Below are 16,585 nucleotides of genomic sequence, written 5' to 3'. Positions count from 1 at the left end.
TACACGTAGGTTGGACGACGTGAATTCGTCGACTCCCACCACGATCATCCGTACCGCCGCCCTTGCGCACATTCGTGACCGCAAGCTGATCCAGACCCGGTCCGTGGGCAAGACCGCGTTCTACATGGCCGGCGGAAAGATCGACCCGGGTGAGACGCCCGAGCAGGCACTGCACCGCGAAATTCGGGAGGAACTCGACGTCGATCTGGTCGACGGGACGGTCACGTTCCTCGACGTCTTCGAGGCTCACGCTTTCGGACATTCCGCGGACACGGGCCTGCACATGAGTTGTTATCTGGCGGAGATGGCCGGAGACCCGCGCCCGACCAGCGAGATCGCCGAGTTCAGCTATTTCACGCTCGCCGAGTACGCAGCGATGGACGAGGTGGCGCCGGGATCACTCAAAGTGTTCCATCGCCTGGCGTCGATGGATCTGATCGACTGATCGGCGGAGGTACGGATCGATTGACTCGCCCCAAGCGCAGACTTGCATAGGCGCAGACGGCCACGATGATCAGTGCCAAGGCGTCGAGTATCAGGATGTCGGTCGAGATTTCGAACGGGCCGACCGTCGTGATGCCGTTGAAGGGCTTGTTCTCGTCGAGCGGCGTGTACGCGGTCCATCCGTAGTCGAACTGCGGATAGACGAGCAGGGCCAGCGCCGTCGGGCCGAAGATGACACCGAGTCCGACGAGGGCTCGTGACGCTCCGGTCCGCGGTGGCTCTCGGTACATCGCGCTGGCGATCGCGTACGTGACGACCGCAGAGGTGAAGGCGACAAGAAGATCGCTGATCGTGAGAACGTCACCGATCTTCGGCGACGGCGACGTGGCGTAGCTGACGATCCCGGCGACCGTCACCGTCAGGAGCAATCCGTAGCCGACGACCCGCGAGGGAGCGATCGCGCCGATTGCTGCCGCGGCGACGATGACGACTCCGATCACGACGGCGGTGGAGGCGGGGGTCTTCGACCACTCCATGGCCTCGGTTGCGGGACGGTTCGCCGAAACCGCCGCCAGAGTTGCGACGGCGGCGGTACACATCAGCAGGATTCGACCGCCGTCGCCCAGCACCCGCGCGCAGATCACCGTGATTACGAGCGCGACGAGTAGAAGGGGTACGGCCGCCGTGACGGTGGTGATCTCGAACCACCAATTTGCCGCGACCCCGAAGAGAGTGAGCACCGCCGCGATAGTCACCGGCCGAACGGCCATCCGTTCCTTGGGGTGGTCCTTGTCGAAATCGTGGAACCAGAACGCGGCGACGCAGGCGGCGGCCAAAGCGAGCGCGAGAAGTGTTGCCCCCAACACTGGTGGTTGAAACTGGTTGGTGTTGTCGGCGATGTAGTCCGCGTACCGCCGAGGAATTGCGTCTTCGTCCAGGAGTGAATCCGAGACATGCACAGCCACAATCGTTCCCGCGACCGAGGCAGCTCGAACCCGGGGAGCGGCAGCAACCGTCACCGCGCCGACAGCGACTCCCGCACCGACGGGCGAGAGTGCCTCGAAGTTGTGATCGTAGAGCCCGGGCAGTTCGAGTAGGAGGCCGCCGAAGACCGTCATGGCCGCGGTCCGCAATCGGCAACGGGCCATCATCGCGGCTGTCCCGACCGCGACCACAGCCAAGACGCCGGCGCCGATGGTCGAGATGGACCAGAATCGGTCGCCCGTCGAAATCGACGTCGACTGGCTGTTCACGAACGGTGCCAAAGCGACGACGGTGACGACGAATGCCGTCACACCACTCAGTGCGACGAGCAGCGTCCTGCGGGCGATGGGCACTGCTCCAAAATAGTCAATCCGGTACCAGTTGCACCGCAATAGGAGGTCTCAGTCCGGTGACGGTGTGTCAACGGGGCTGCGGCGGCGGAGCGCGATCCCGGTGGCGACGACGACTACACACATCAGGAGTGCCGCGCCGTCGGAGCGTGGCGGATCTTCAGTTGCATCGACGATAACGAACGCGGCGTCGGCTCGGAAGGCTGCGTCGGGCTCGGTTGCGTCGACGTAGGCTCGCAGTCCGGACTCGTCCTGCAAGTACGTCGATGACGGATCGTGCTTGACGTACGTTGACGACACTGTTTCGATCTCGTGCTGCCCGATCGACATGAAGACCAGGGCAGTGAAAGGAACCGTCAACCCCAGCGCCCCGATGACGGGATTCGACGGCAGAACGGATCCGAGCAGCAATCCCGACCCGACGCCCAGCGCGACGATGCGGAGCAGCAGAGCCAGTTCGTGTTCGCCGTCGAAGATCCACTCCGACAACGGGATCGCAGCCAGTAGAGCCAGACCTGCGATCGTGCGATCCCGGTGTCGAGAACGCGACAACCCGAAGACGACCGCGATGATCGCGAGGGCAGCGATCACCAACGGCGAGGTTCGGTCACCGTCGAGAAAGAAGCGGTCGGTCAGATCCGCGAACACCGTCGTGGCGGCGGCTCCAACAGCGGTTGCAGCCCAAAGGAATCCGCCACTTCCTGAAGTTGTGTCCAGTCTCCTCACACAGAACCAGGTCAGGGTGAGGACGGCGACGGTGGACGCGACCATGACCAGCCAACCCGAAAACGTCGGTGGGTTCTCTTGCCGGTCGACGACCGAACTCAGAATCCGTTGGGTGATGGCGAGGCCGGTGACAACTGCCAGAGCGGCTGCGGCGACGCCCGGTTCGCTTTCGCTGATCCGCAATTCGGAGTCGTCTGTCACTGCGCACGCCACTGCGCAGATCAGGGTCAGCAACAGAAGTGCCCAGGCAGGTTCGCCGATGGACGACGTGCTGACGGGTATCAAATCGCCGGTGGACGATTGCGCGGCCAACCACGTCGACACCACGCCAATGATCAGCAGGTTGCGTCCGAGGCGGCTGTCCCACGATGCGGCGACAGCGCCGCCCAGGATGAGTCCGGCTGCAATGGTTTTGGCGAAACCCAGAACGCTCAGCAGATCAAGACCGACTTCTTCGGCGACGAGGAATCTGATCAGAATCAACACGACGACGCCCGAGTACACAAACGCCCACGCACGCCTGCGAGAACCGCGGTGCTGGAGATACGCGCAGGCCCCTACGGCGACGATGGCACCCACCACGACGCTGGTGGATTGGCTGCTGATCCATTGGTCGATCTTCGACTGCGGTTCGGTAACAGGCCATCTCATTCGCGCTGGGTTCGTCAGCGCCAGGGCGGCAAGGATTCCCGAGAGAAAGGCCGCGAGGGCGCCGGTCCATGACCGGAGGTCGATGGTCATCGGTCTGTCCCGATCAGGCGGTCTCGGTGGGTTCCGATACCTCGACGGGTGGGTGGGATCGTCGAAGGATCGCCGCACCACAGAAGCCGATGATCAGGGCGAAGAGGATTGCAGCGCCGACGGTCTGAGGGGTGACGTAGTCGATGGTGATGCCTATTCCGCGTCCGAATAGTCCTCCGTTGGCGCTGACGTGCGCCGGGATGGGAAGTTCCATCAATCGCTGAATGTCTGCCGCTGTCAACTCTGGCGGCGCGGTGAGCTGATCGGTGAGAATGGCGATCGACGAGAAGGTCATCGCGGCAAAGGGAATGGCGAGTCCGAGTGTGGCGTCGACGAGGCTGCCGGGAGCAAGGGAACCGAACAGCAAACCGGCGGCGAGGCCCAGCGCGGCGATCTTCAGCGCGATTGACCAGACGCCGTGCGCGGAGTCGAAGGGCAGTAGTTCTGACAGTGGAACCGCAACGAGAACGGCGATGGGCACGAAGTGTGGCACCTGCTTGTGCAGCCTCAATCCGACGGCGACCGGAAGGGCCGCGAAAAGCACCAGTACCCAAGGGGACTTCAGGTCTCCCCAGTGGCCGGAACCCTTCGCGATGTCGACGAAGAGCGGGGCCGACGCAGCGGCCAGTGCGGTTGCCGCCCAGAGGAACTTGCCACCAGCACCGGAGGCGTCGCCGAGGCGGTAAGCGGCGATCCACGTCAAGGCGAGCGCAGCGCCTGCCGCCAAAACCATGACGATCCAGGCGGTCGCCTCGGACGCGTATTGCTGGCGGTCGATCACGGCGCCGAGCACTCGATGCCCGATCGCCAGCGCGGTGATCACCACGAGAGCGATGCGGATTTCACCCGAGTCCGGCTTGCGAATCCGGAAGCCGGCTTGCGCGGTCACTGCACAGGCGATTGCTGCTGCGGCCGTGGCGCCGATCAGCCACCACGACGGCTCACCCACCGAAGACGTCGTCATCCTGGCTGTCCCACCGGCGAACGTGCGGATCGCGAGGAAGGTGGCGAGCATACCGAGGAGTGTCGCGTTCTTCGTGGCAGTGCGGTCCCAACTGACGGCAACCACGCAGCCCAGAATGGTGCCGGCTGCAACACTTTTGACGATGATCAAGGCGATCAGCAGGTCCAGTGACGCAACTTCGGGTACGACTGCCCGAACGATCGCGATGACGGCGACGCCGGCGGCGATCGCGATCCACGCCGCCCGACGGGACCCGCGACGTTGTGAGAGGGCGCAGGCAAGCACGGCGATCACGGCGCCGAGTCCGACAGCAGTCGGTCCGCTGCTGATCCAGCGATCTACTTCCGACGGGGAGGCCACGATGGCCCAGTCGCGAAGAACGGGATTGGTCAGGGCCAGCGCCGCGAGTATCCCGGACAGGAGTGCAGCGACGGTGGTGAGGATCGCTCGAAGGTCGAGTGGCATCGGGCCAACCTATCGCGGCGCCGCAACATCGGTCGTGGGCGGCGTGAGTGCCGGAAACCAGATGTCGGTGAGAACGTCTGCTGCGACGTCCGCACCCGCGGTGATTGCGCCCTGTTCCGCCCAGCGAATGAAGAAGCGCTCGATCTGTGTCAGCAGGAGTTCGACCCGGAGTTTTGCCTCGTCGTGTCGGCTCTGCGGCCAGCGGGCCAGGTACGACGGCATCGCGTTGGGCAGTGCAGAGATGCCTTCGCGGGCCAGTGTCCGGAATTCGGGTTCGAGGACCATGGCCTCGTCCCATGCCCGCATCATGTGGTGGTGATCGCGGCACCAGTCGAGAGCGCGGTTGATCCAGCCGGCGAATTCTTCGCGCGAACCGGAATCGAGTACGTGGTCGAGATCCTGGAATATCGCGAGCGTGCTGGATACGACCGTGTTCGAGCCGAGGGCCTTGAGTATGTCGATCTTGCCGGGGAAGTGCAGGTAGAAGGTGGCGCGGCTGCAACCGACCCGGCCGGCGATGTCCTCGACGGTGACAGCCGCGTATCCGCGTTCGGTGAAGAGCGCGCCGGCGGCATCCACGAGGTCTGCGCGGGTTCGCTGCTTCTGCTTCTCTCGCAGCGTCAGTCTGCCGGAGGTATCTGTCATTACCGGGATCCTAGTGCCGCGGGGGCTCTCACGGGTCAGTTGCACGAGACTCTCCGTCTTTCACTTGACAGCCCGTTAGTGAAAGCTACTCTGTGGTGTAGCGCACAATCGACCGATCAGAGGACGCCATGACCATCTCGGACACAACTCGCACGCCTGACCTACCGGCCGGATTCGACGTCACCGATCCTGCTGTCCTCGGGGAGCGGATCCCTTTCGAGGAATTCGCCGAACTGCGTCGAAGCGCGCCCGTGTGGTGGTGTGAGCAGCCGCCGACCGTTGGTGGATTCCAGGACGAGGGCTACTGGGTGGTCTCGCGTCACGCTGACGTCAAAGAGGTCAGCCAGCGCAGCGATGTGTTCTCGAGCTGGGAGAACACCGCGATCGCGCGTTTCGCCGACGACATGCCACGTGAGGCCGTCGAGATGCTCCGGCATCTTCTGCTCAACAAGGATGCGCCGGAGCACACCAAGCTCCGCAAGCTGATTTCGAAGCTGTTCACGCCGCGCGCGATCAACGGCATGCGCGACGAATTGGATCGTCGTGCGCGCAGCATCGTCGACACGGCTGTGAGCGAAGGCCCGGGCGACTTCGTGAAGCAGGTTGCCAGCGAGCTGCCGCTCCAGGCGATCGCGGATCTGATCGGTGTACCGCAGGACGATCGGGACAAGCTGTTCAAGTGGTCCAACGAGATGATGGGCTACGACGACCCGGAATACCAGGGTGATCCGGCAGTCGCGTCCACCGAGGTCCTCGGATACGCGTACCAAATGGCAGACGCGCGTCGTACCTGTCCGGCAGATGACATCGTCACCACACTGGTCCAGGCCGACATCGACGGCGACGCTTTGAGCCCGGAGGAGTTCGGGTTCTTCGTGCTCATCCTGGCGGTCGCAGGGAACGAGACCACCCGCAACGCCATCACGCACGGAATGATCGCGTTCCTGGACAACCCCGAGCAGTGGGAGCTGTACAAGAAGGAACGTCCCAAGACGACGGCCGACGAGATCGTCCGGTGGGCGACACCCGTCACCGCCTTCCAGCGCACCGCGCTCGAGGACACCGAGCTGGCAGGAGTGTCGATCAAGAAGGGGCAGCGCGTGGTGATGCTGTACAGCTCCGCGAACTTCGACGAGGACGTGTTCGATAACCCGATGACGTTCGACATCACTCGTAACCCCAATCCGCACTTGGGCTTCGGCGGAACGGGCGCGCACTTCTGCATCGGTGCAAACCTCGCTCGCATGGAGATCGACTTGATGTTCAATGCGATTGCCGACAACGTCCCGGACATCACCAAGATCGGTGATCCGCGCCGTCTGCGCTCGGGTTGGATCAACGGCATCAAGGAGTTCCAGGTCGATTACAAGAGCACAGGCTGCCCGGTCGCTCACTAGAGTCGGTAGGTGAGAGGTACACCCCACGATCTCGAGGAGCCACCGCATGACTTCGATCAACGACAAGGCAACTGCTCTATTGGCGTTGCACCAGCCAGGTAACCCGGTCATTCTACCGACGGTCTGGGACGCGTGGTCGGCGAATCTTGCGGTGGCTGCCGGTTTTGCAGCCCTGACGGTGGGCAGCCACCCGGTTTCCGATTCCATCGGCAAGCCGGACAACGAGGGCATCACCTTCGACGAACTTCTGCACCGGATCAAGCAGATCACCGGTGCGGTCGACGCCCCGATCTCGGTGGACATCGAGGGTGGTTACGGGCTCGAGCCGGCAGTTCTCATCGACGGGTTGATCGATGCCGGCGCTGTCGGACTCAACATCGAGGACACCGTCCACAGTGAAGGCGGACGCTTGCGTGAGGCGCAGGAGCACGCCGACTTTGTGGGTGGGCTTCGTCAGGCCGCCGACGCAGCCGGAGTTCACGTTGTCGTCAACGCGCGCACCGACCTGTTCGTGAAGCAGGTCGGTGACGAGTCCGATCGTGTCGATCGCGCCATCGCACGCCTCAAGCTGGCGGCCGACGCCGGCGCCGACGTTCTTTACCCCGTCGGGCGGCATGACGACGCGACCCAGCGCCGCCTGACGTCCGAACTTCCACTTCCGATCAATGCGATCGGAATCCCGGACCAGGACGATCCGGCAAGTTTCGGTCCGCTCGGAGTGGCACGTGTGAGCTTCGGTCCGTTCTTCCAGATGGCATTGGCCAACCGTGCGAACGAGATCTTGGGACGCTGGAAGTAAGAATGCAGACACTGATGTCGCCCGGCCCGCTTCTCGACGATGGCGGACATTTGGTCGAGACGGGTTGGGCCCCATCGGAGATTCGCAAGTATCGACGCTCTGCGATCACCGTTCCGAAGTTCCGGATCAAGGAGTGGGACTACTACTGCGTTCTCACTGCGGATTACGGCATCGCGTTGACCGTCGCCGACAACGGGTACATGGGCTTGCTCGGAGTCTCCTGGCTCGATTTCCGAACACCACACGAGATCACCGAAAACGTGATGCTGCCGTTCCCGATGGGAAGGCTCGGTCTGCCCGAAAGCGCGGACGACGGTGATGTGGTGGTGTCGAAAGGTAAAGCTCGCTTCGAGTTTCGCCATGTGGACGGTGGGCGCCACCTGATTGTCGACTACCCGGCTTTCGACGGTGGGCGAGGCCTTCATGCCGATTTGTTCCTGGCGAGTCCTGTCGATGACCGGATGGTGATCGCTACACCGTTTCCGAAGGCGTCCCGTTCGTTTTACTACAACCAGAAGATCAACTGCCTGCCCGCTGCCGGGACCGTGCGAATCGGGAGTGACGACTTCACATTTCGCTCGGAAGACTCGTTCGGCGTTCTCGATTGGGGCAGGGGAGTCTGGACTTACGACAACACCTGGTACTGGGGTTCTGCATCCGGACTGGTGAACGGCGAGCGGTTCGGATTCAACATCGGTTACGGCTTCGGCGACACGACGGCGGCCAGCGAGAACATCGTGTTTGTCGGCGGTCGGGCACACAAACTGGACAGGATCGACTTCGGCATCCCGCAGGGAACGTACGACGGCGTTCCGTGGAACTTCTCGAGCAACGATGGTCGCTTCGAGATGACTTTCGAGCCGATCATCGACCGTGCCGCGACTTTCGACGTCGGGGTACTGCGTTCGATTCAGCATCAGGTGTTCGGAAAGTTCTCCGGCACAGTGATCCTCGACGACGGTACCTCCGTGGTCGTTCGAGATCTCCTCGGATTTGCCGAGGAGGTTCGGAACCGCTGGTAGGCCGTACATCTCCGCGAAGATGACGGAACGCAGCATGGGCACCGGGGCATGATCGTGCCCCGGTGCTCGCGTCTCGAGTTATTTCACTTCAGGCTGCTGTTGGTGGGCTGTTCCCGCCGATCGGCTGCTGATACGGATCAACCGACATCGGCGGATAGAACACCGTCTTTCGATCCGGGCCGATCTCCACCCGCCACTCCGTGTGATGCATCGTCCGATGATGATGACCGCACAACAGAACCAGGTTGTCGAGATCCGTTGGGCCACCATCGTTCCAGTGAACAATATGATGAGCATCGCACCACCCCGACGGAGTCCCACACCCCGGAAATGCACACCCACCATCACGAACCGCCAACGCCCGTCGCTGCGGAACGGTCGCTGTTCGCACTTCCTTACCGCAGTCGAGCGGAACACCATTCTCATCCAACCAGATTCGGGTGACAGTGCAGTCGCAGGCCAACATCCGGGCAGTGTCGATACTGATCGGGCCCACCCAATCCGTCCACGCGAACCCCAGTTCATCGGTCGACGGCAGGAGGTCTTTCAGAACTTTAAGGTCCGTCATGTCCTTGGCCGACGCGGTCACCGTGATGTGTGGTTTCACTCCGCCTTCGATCGGACCCAACCCCGCCCGCTCGTACCGGCGCAACAGTTCGCAAAACCCGTCCGCACGCCGTAATGCAGGCGTGCGGGTGTCCTTCACGCCGTCCTTCTCCGGTGTCGGAGCCGACAGGCTAGACAACAACGTGATCAACCGCGCCCCGTTCACCGCATCCAGATCACCCTTCACCGACACCCGCCCGTACAAGCCTTTCGAGGCGTAGAACTCGTTCCGCTCCGAGTCTTCCCCGACCGGAACACCGTCCTCGCGTTTTCCGTACTGCTTCTCGATCCGCCGAATCGCTGCCCGCACCGCATCACAATCCGCGATGTTCTTCGACGCCAACCCGAGCAGAATCCCGCGGGCCTTGTCCACATCCGCCAGGGTCATGTTCTTCGGCGGATGCTGACAAAACGACGCCACCTGACGCGCCTTCAACGCATCCACGTCACCGCGATGAAACGCATCGCCCACAACAGGTTCGAGCATCAACAACCGCGCCAACCCGACCAGCAGACTGCACTCACCGATCTCCAAATTCGTCGAACCATGCAACCACTGCGCGATCGCCCGAAAACCCTTCCCCCCGAGAACCTCACGGGAAAACATCTCCACGATCAACAACACCATCCGCGACTGCAACTCGTGCCGGACACGCACCAGATCCAGAACCTCACTCTTGAGGTCCTCACCATCCAGCTGCCATGCTTCCCGACTGTTCATGCCGAAAGTCTAATCGAACAAAGTTTCGAACACAAGACTTGTATCTCGAAAACTGTTCCTATGCAATAATTTTCGACAATTCCGATTTTTGGGACTTTTCGAATCTTCATTCGATCTGCGGCAGTCACGGCGAAGGAGGTCTGGATGTGTCGCGGTCGGTCATGCGGACGGACATTGTCGGCACTGTGCGGCTGCTGTCTTCTTCATGACTTCTTGATCGCCGGAATGTGCGGGAGTGGTTTGCTCATGTCATGCAGATTCGGAAGTTGCACATGGAGGAACCAGACATCGATGTTGCGTTGGTGCGGCGATTGCTCGCGAGTCAGATGCCGCAGTGGGCCAATCTGCCGTTGCGCTTGGTCGAGTCGATCGGCACCGACAACGTCATGATCCGAGTAGGCGATTCACTCGTAATCCGTATGCCCCGCACCCCAGGCGCGGCAGAGGGAATCACAAAGGAGCAACAGTTGGTGCCGCATCTGGCTCCACACCTACCGGTCCCCGTGCCCGTTCCGGTAGGTGTGGGTGAGGCGGCCTTCGGATACCCGTGGCAATGGTCGGTGCACCCGTGGGTGCCAGGGCGAAACCCTGTGCCCGGCATGGTCGATGACCACCTGGCCATCCAACTCGCAGACTTCGTGAACAGTCTACGTCGCATCGACACACTCGGATTGCGCCCACAGGGATCGCTGCATTCCTACCGGGCCGATCCGATTGAGCGACGAGATTCAGCGACTCGAGCGAGTATTGCAGCGTGTGGCGACCTGCTGAACGTAGCGCTGACGGAGGCGGCGTGGGAAAAGGCGCGCCACGTCATCGACCACGCAGGCCCAGCGGTGTGGATGCACTCGGATCTGCACCCGGGAAACATCCTGGTGAGCGACCGCAGCCTTTCGGCCGTGATCGATTGGGGTGGACTCGCTCTCGGAGACCCGGCAATCGACTGCCTCATTGCATGGACTCTGCTGACGCCGAGCACTCGGCGTACATTCCGGCTTCGTGTTGACGTGGACGAGGGAACTTGGACGCGTGGCCGCGCATGGGCTCTGTCGATTGCATTGGTTGCCTTGCCGTACTACCGCGACACGAACGAGCAGATCGCGGACTGGGCGAAACATGCGATTGCCCAGGTCATTGACGACATCCGCACTGAACCCTGAGACCACTTGCGCCGTCTCCGTTCTCGCAACGATCCTTGGAACTCGAGCAGAGAAGGTTTACGGCCTTTGTCCACGGCGTTCGGCGACCGATCAGCCGATCGCGCTCAGGTCTCCGTAGACCGGCCTACCCTCCAGGATGGTGGCGAGCACCGTGATGTCGGTCAGCCTGGTCGGCTCGACGTCGAGGGGATTCGCCGACAGCACAACAAGATCCGCGTAGGCGCCGGGGAAGATGGACCCGATGTGATCTTCGCTGAACAGCTGCCACGCGGCGTTGACCGTATGGGCGCGAACAGCGGCGTCCACGGGGATCCGTTCCTGGGGTGCCACGACGCGGCCGCTGGGCGAAAGCCTGGTGACGGCGTCCTGCATATTCCGTAGCGGATTGGCGGGGGTGACGGGACCGTCGTTGTGGAAGGTGAACCGTTGCCCAGCCGCGAGTGCAGATCCTGCTGCGGCCCAGACGGATCCGTATTCGGGGCCGAACAGGTCATCCACCAGAACGTCACCCCAGTAGTGCAAGTGGTCGATGAAGATGCTGACCGTGACGCCCAGTTCCGCTGCGCGGGCGAACTGATCCGGACGCATCGCGCCGACGTGTTCGAGACGCAACCGGTGATCGGGCCGGGGGTGCTCCTTCAGAAGTCGTTCCCACGCGTCGAGAACCATGGTGATCGCGTCGTCACCGTGGGCGTGGCACGCCATCTGCCACCCTTTGGCGAAGTAGGCGGAACTGATGTCGTGGATCTGTTCGCCGGTGTAGTTGGCATGCCCGTGTGTGCAGGCGATCCCGAGCGCGCGGGTGGCTTCAGTATCGAGATACGGGAAGCTGGTGGCGATGTTACCGACCCACGGTGAACCGTCGGACCAGACCTTGATGCCGATCTGGCGCACCAGGTCGTTTCCGTCGCCCGGTGACGCCTCGGTAGTGCGCGCGTCGTTGGACATCTCGTAGAGCCGCAGGCGGGTGGTGAGCAGTCCGGCGTCGGCTATCGCTGCCAGGGCGGGCCGCATCTTGGGGTCGAACGACAATTCGGCGATGGTGGTGATTCCCGCGGCGTTCAGCCGGGCGCATTCGGCCGCCACCAGTGCGGGGAAGTCGTCACCGATGGTGACTGCGTGGCCCGCGACTGCGAACACCGCAGGCATTTCGTACGCGGCTCCGTCGAGTGCGCCCGTCGCGTCGTGGCCGTACGATCCGCCGATCGGATCGGGGGTATCGCGGGTGATGCCGGCCTGTACCGCTGCCGCCGTGTTGAAATACGCGACGTGACCCGAGTTGTGCATGATCACGAGCGGGTACTCCGGCGCCACGGAGTCCAACCAGCCGATGGTCGGGTCGGGTAGGCCCTTCTGCAGCAACGGGTCCCAACCGTTCAAAGAAGCGCCGGCAGCACCTCGCAAACGAACAGTGTCGACGACGGCAGCAACTACGGCATCCGCCTCGGCGATCGTGACAGGCCGAATGTCGACGACGTCACGTCCGAGCACGATCGCTTCTTCGAGGGGGTGACCGTGCGGCTCGATGAACCCCGGCAGAACAGCGGCACCTCCGACGTCGACGACGCGGGTATCCGGCCCCACCAGTTCCTCGACGTCCGTGCGCGCGCCGACGGCTGTGATCCGGCCGCCCGTCACGGCGAGCGCCTGGGCGCGTGGTGATTCCTCGTGCATGGTCACGATGTCGCCGTACAGAACCAGATCAGCAGCCATGGTCAGTCCTTATCGGTTGTCCGCGTACGCCTGTAGGTGTGCCACCTGCTCGGGATCGAGGGAGGGACGTACCTTCTCACGGGCGGTTGCCACGTCCGCGGCCGTCACGTCGGCCGCGTCCATGCTCCGACGCATGGCGGCGAGTGCAGCCTCACGCAGGAGAGCCGAGCAGTCTGCTGCCGAGTATCCCTCGAGATCGACGGCCAGAATGTCCAAATCGACATCTTCGGCGAGCGGTACCGACTTGCCGGAAGCACGCAGAATCGCTTTGCGAGCCTCCGCATCCGGCGGCGGTACGAATACGAGACGTTCGAGTCTGCCGGGGCGCAGGAGAGCCGGGTCGATCAGATCCGGTCGATTGGTGGCGCCCAACACCACGACGTCGCGTAGCGGTTCGACGCCGTCGAGTTCGGTCAACAACGCGGCTACGACGCGATCTGACACCCCGGAGTCGGAACTTTGACCACGACGCGGGGCAAGGGCGTCGATTTCGTCGAGGAAGATCAACGAGGGCGCCGAATCGCGTGCGCGCTGGAACAACTCTCTTACGGCCTTTTCGGAGGCGCCGACCCACTTGTCCATCAGCTCTGCGCCTTTCACGGCATGAACGCTGAGGTGCCCCGAGCTGGCAAGGGCGCGAACGAGATACGTCTTGCCGCAGCCAGGAGGGCCGTAGAGGAGCACGCCGCGGGGCGGGTCGACACCGAGGCGCGCGAAGGAGTCGGGGTGCTGCAGCGGCCACAACACCGCCTCGGTGAGCGCCTGTTTGGTTTCGACCATATCGCCGACGTCGTCGAGGGTGACGCTGCCGATCGACAGTTCTTCGGTACTCGAACGAGACAGTGGCCGAATCACTTCGAGGGCACCGACAAGATCTTCCTGCGTGATCTCCGGAGAATCACCGGATTTGGACGCCCGCGTCGCCGCTCGCAAAGCAGCTTCACGGCAGAGCGCCGCGAGGTCGGCGACCACGAATCCGGGTGCGCGCGAGGCGATGGCGTCGAGTTCGAGGGTTCCGGTGGGCACTCGGCGGAGCAGGAGTTCGAGCAACGCCTTGCGAGTTGCGCCGTCCGGCAGGGTAAGTGCGAGTTCTCGATCGCAGAGATCCTGTCCGCGAAGGCGCGCGTCGACGGTTTCCGGATGGGCGGAGGTCGCGACGAATGCCACGCCCGGGGTTGCGACGGCGCTGCGCAATTGTTCGAGGATCAGTGCGGATACCGGTTCCGCGGTGGCCGGAAGCAGAGCGTCGATGTCACTGATCAGCAGTACACCACCGCCGCGCACGGCAGCAACGGCGTCGACGATTCGCTGCAGGCGGGTATTCGCCTCGGTGGCACCGACTCCCGGGCCGTCGAGTTCGACAAGTTTGCGCGAGGACAGGACCGAGCGGGCCAACGTGGCTTTGCCTACGCCGGCGGGGCCCGTGATGAGGACGCCGAGGTGCGGTGAGGCGCCGAGCGTACGGAGCAGTTCTGGTTCGTCGAGTGCCAGGCCGAGCCACTCGGTCAGCTTGGCTGCCTGCGCTTGCGCGCCGACGAGGTGATCCAGCGGAACCGACGGTGCAGGCTCGATCGCGACGGCGGCCGGACTGGAAACAAGCGCACTCGGTGTCAGTGTGCCCGCCGAGCCGGAACCCCAGTTGACTGCCGAATTCGGCTGGACGCTGACCGGACCACCGGCAGGTTCGACGGCCGTGACGGTGAGCAGTTCGGATGTCCACGCGACGCCGAAGGTACGGGAAAGCGCTTGGGTGGCTTCGGAAGTGCTCGTACCCGGACCGAGATCGCGGGGGAGGAGCGAGACCGTGTCGCCGACGCTGACGACCTTGCCCAGAAGAGCTTGTCGCAGAACCGTCGAGCTGATCGAATTTGTCGCCATGGACGAGCCGGTGACGGAGACGGATCGCGCTCCGTACACCGTCACCGGACCGACCACGACGGAAGAGTTCTCGGTCAGGCCGACGTTCGACATGGTGACGTCGTCGAGAAGGATCGTGCCTGCCGGGGTTCCGGTGGGTGCACGGCCCGCGACGGTCGCGGTGCCGCGGGCTCCCATGAGTGCGATGGCATCCCATTCGCGGATGCCCAACGCCGCCAACGCTTCGGGGTGCAAGCGCACGACCCCGCGGCGTAGGTCGGCGGCAGAGGTGTTGAGTCGAACGGTGAGGGCGAGTTCCGGCGAAGTCACCTCTCGAGAGTACGTCGTGGACTAGCGGGGTCGCCGCAATCCGAGACGAGCGGCCGAGCGGCGGCCACCGACGTTGGGTTGGCGTCGGATCGCGCGGCGTTCGGAAGGCTTGATGTCCCAGGTTTCGGGACGTGCTGCCACCCACCGCTTCGAGTGCACGGCAAACGGGATGTGCACCAGGTAGATCGCGATGAGAACGATCAGCAGGATGTACGGGTAGGTGATGAGTGCGGCTGCAGCCAACGTCACCAGGACGAGCAGGCCGGCCGCCATGTGCGGCGGCACGGATACCGACTTCATCGCCAGCGTCGGGATGCGGCTGACGATCAGTGCAGCCGAGAAGAGCGTCCACACGATGACGACGAAGTGCGAAGACCACCAGCCGTCACCCCACTGAGCCGTCGCGGCCAGGGGAGTGAGGGCGATGAGTGCGCCGGCCGGAGCCGGAACGCCGACGAAGTACTCACGTGCGTACGCGGGGACGTCGTCGTCGTCGAGCAGGGTGTTGAAACGTGCGAGTCGCAACACGATGCTGACCGCGTAGATCAACGCGATGATCCAGCCGATGCTGGTGCCGTCCAGCAAGGTCACGTACAGGACCAGGGCCGGGGCGACGCCGAAGGAGATGGAGTCGGCCAGTGAGTCGAGTTCGGCGCCGATCTTGCTGGTGGCGTCGAGCAGTCGCGCGATGCGGCCGTCGAGTGAATCGAGGACGGCAGCGGCGCCGATCATCGCGAGCGAGGTACCGGGTTGTCCGTCGAGAGCGAATTTGACGGCGGACAGCCCGGCGCACAGCGCCAGGATGGTGATGACGGACGGCAGCAACCGCACCGCCTGGGTGCGTTTGGGCATCTTCGCGCCGGGTTGGGCTGCTCCCGGCTTCTTCACGGCTGACTTCATCTTCGGCGTCTTCACGGCAGTTGCGCGATAACTGTTTCAGCACCGATCGTGCGTTGTCCCGGCTCGACCAGGAGTGTGGTTCCGGCGGGGAAATAGGTGTCGACGCGTGAGCCGAAACGGATCAGTCCGTACGTGTCGCCGATCGGCAGGACGTCACCGACACCGGCGTAGCAGACGATGCGGCGTGCAAGCAGTCCCGCGATCTGGACAACCGCAACGTCGTGACCATCGGCGGTTTCGATCAGCATGCTGTTGCGCTCGTTGACCTCGCTGGCGTCGGCGAGATCTGCGGAGAGGAACTTGCCTGCCTGGTGAACGACCTCTTTGACCGTTCCACCGACAGGGCTGCGCTGGACATGCACGTCGAGAACCGAGAGGAAGATGCTGACGCGCGGGCGCGGCTCGCTTCCGAGATTGAGCTCGGCGGGCGGAACGGCGTTGTCGACCAGCGCCACCTCGCCGTCGGCGGGTGCGACGACGACGCCAATGCGGTTGGGCGGCACCCGGTGCGGGTGACGGAAGAACGTGGCGCATGCGGCGGCGGTGGTCAGACCGGCTCGGCGCACCCACTTACGGTTGCGGCCCAGAGCTGCAACTCCCAGCGGGGCCAGCACGAACGGCAGGCCGGCGGGATGAAGTGGCGGAATCGCATGGCGAACCAGATCGACGATATGTCCGATCCCGGTGGGTTGCGGGGTTCCGGGGGGTGTGGGTCGGCGTGCCACAGGCTCCTCTAACTACTCGGTAGGTCTTCTGCTGGT

General features: G+C 63.5%; 14 protein-coding genes. 5 read left to right on the top strand and 9 right to left on the bottom strand.

Annotation, left to right across the window (positions count from 1 at the left end; all coding sequences use genetic code 11):
• Positions 1 to 19 precede the first annotated feature (19 nt).
• Complete coding sequence (locus tag B0E55_RS15985; RefSeq protein ID WP_080910031.1) at positions 20 to 445, top strand: NUDIX hydrolase; 426 nt, start codon at positions 20 to 22, stop codon at positions 443 to 445.
• Here B0E55_RS15985 and B0E55_RS15980 read toward each other — a convergent pair.
• From B0E55_RS15980 to B0E55_RS15960, 4 genes are read right to left on the bottom strand one after another with little or no spacing between them, the layout of a single operon-like run.
• Positions 402 to 1,781, bottom strand: coding sequence for a hypothetical protein (locus tag B0E55_RS15980; protein WP_241896076.1), 1,380 nt, complete (start codon positions 1,779 to 1,781; stop codon positions 402 to 404). The genes B0E55_RS15985 and B0E55_RS15980 overlap by 44 nt on opposite strands.
• A gap of 48 nt (positions 1,782 to 1,829) precedes the next feature.
• Positions 1,830 to 3,245 (bottom strand): hypothetical protein, encoded by a 1,416-nt coding sequence (locus tag B0E55_RS15970; protein ID WP_080910017.1) that lies wholly within the window; start codon positions 3,243 to 3,245, stop codon positions 1,830 to 1,832.
• A 13-nt stretch (positions 3,246 to 3,258) separates the two neighbouring features.
• A complete protein-coding gene (locus tag B0E55_RS15965; protein ID WP_080910016.1) occupies positions 3,259 to 4,674 on the bottom strand; it encodes a hypothetical protein in 1,416 nt (471 codons plus the stop codon).
• A 9-nt stretch (positions 4,675 to 4,683) separates the two neighbouring features.
• A complete protein-coding gene (locus B0E55_RS15960) occupies positions 4,684 to 5,319 on the bottom strand; it encodes a TetR/AcrR family transcriptional regulator (protein ID WP_020968862.1) in 636 nt (211 codons plus the stop codon).
• Positions 5,320 to 5,447: 128 nt separating this feature from the next.
• Between B0E55_RS15960 and B0E55_RS15955 the strand changes: the two genes are divergently transcribed.
• From B0E55_RS15955 to B0E55_RS15945, 3 genes are read left to right on the top strand one after another with little or no spacing between them, the layout of a single operon-like run.
• Positions 5,448 to 6,716, top strand: coding sequence for a cytochrome P450 (locus B0E55_RS15955; RefSeq protein ID WP_020968863.1), 1,269 nt, complete (start codon positions 5,448 to 5,450; stop codon positions 6,714 to 6,716).
• Between the two features lie 46 nt (positions 6,717 to 6,762).
• The gene (locus B0E55_RS15950; RefSeq protein ID WP_007730096.1) at positions 6,763 to 7,515 is read left to right on the top strand and encodes an isocitrate lyase/PEP mutase family protein; all 753 of its coding nucleotides are present in this window, start codon (positions 6,763 to 6,765) and stop codon (positions 7,513 to 7,515) included.
• Positions 7,516 to 7,517: 2 nt separating this feature from the next.
• Positions 7,518 to 8,537 (top strand): DUF2804 domain-containing protein, encoded by a 1,020-nt coding sequence (locus tag B0E55_RS15945; RefSeq protein WP_080910015.1) that lies wholly within the window; start codon positions 7,518 to 7,520, stop codon positions 8,535 to 8,537.
• A gap of 88 nt (positions 8,538 to 8,625) precedes the next feature.
• Here the strand turns inward: B0E55_RS15945 and B0E55_RS15940 are convergent, their stop codons facing one another.
• Positions 8,626 to 9,864 carry an HNH endonuclease signature motif containing protein gene (locus B0E55_RS15940; protein ID WP_080910014.1) on the bottom strand — a complete coding sequence of 413 codons (1,239 nt, stop codon included), beginning with the start codon at positions 9,862 to 9,864 and terminating at the stop codon, positions 8,626 to 8,628.
• A gap of 272 nt (positions 9,865 to 10,136) precedes the next feature.
• Here B0E55_RS15940 and B0E55_RS15935 point away from each other — a divergent pair, with 272 nt between their 5' ends.
• Positions 10,137 to 11,024, top strand: coding sequence for an aminoglycoside phosphotransferase family protein (locus B0E55_RS15935; RefSeq protein WP_198538423.1), 888 nt, complete (start codon positions 10,137 to 10,139; stop codon positions 11,022 to 11,024).
• A gap of 90 nt (positions 11,025 to 11,114) precedes the next feature.
• On the opposite strand, the gene B0E55_RS15930 is transcribed toward B0E55_RS15935, so the two are convergent.
• Genes B0E55_RS15930 through B0E55_RS15915 form a run of 4 tightly spaced genes read right to left on the bottom strand, consistent with a single transcriptional unit; the run spans position 11,115 to position 16,549 of the window.
• A complete protein-coding gene (locus B0E55_RS15930) occupies positions 11,115 to 12,737 on the bottom strand; it encodes an amidohydrolase (RefSeq protein ID WP_080910012.1) in 1,623 nt (540 codons plus the stop codon).
• Positions 12,738 to 12,746: 9 nt separating this feature from the next.
• On the bottom strand, positions 12,747 to 14,924 hold the full coding sequence (locus tag B0E55_RS15925) for an AAA family ATPase (protein ID WP_003941536.1): 2,178 nt from the start codon (positions 14,922 to 14,924) through the stop codon (positions 12,747 to 12,749).
• A 21-nt stretch (positions 14,925 to 14,945) separates the two neighbouring features.
• Positions 14,946 to 15,776, bottom strand: a complete 831-nt coding sequence (locus tag B0E55_RS15920; protein ID WP_029254795.1) for a CDP-alcohol phosphatidyltransferase family protein — start codon at positions 15,774 to 15,776, stop codon at positions 14,946 to 14,948.
• 59 nt (positions 15,777 to 15,835) lie between these two features.
• On the bottom strand, positions 15,836 to 16,549 hold the full coding sequence (locus tag B0E55_RS15915) for a phosphatidylserine decarboxylase (protein WP_003941540.1): 714 nt from the start codon (positions 16,547 to 16,549) through the stop codon (positions 15,836 to 15,838).
• Positions 16,550 to 16,585: the final 36 nt, after the last annotated feature.

Origin of the sequence: Rhodococcus sp. 66b (assembly GCF_002076325.1) — a bacterium.
Lineage (GTDB): Bacteria > Actinomycetota > Actinomycetes > Mycobacteriales > Mycobacteriaceae > Rhodococcus_F > Rhodococcus_F erythropolis.
The sequence above is the reverse complement of the archived record's forward strand: the minus strand, read 5'-3'. Positions and strand labels throughout refer to the sequence as shown.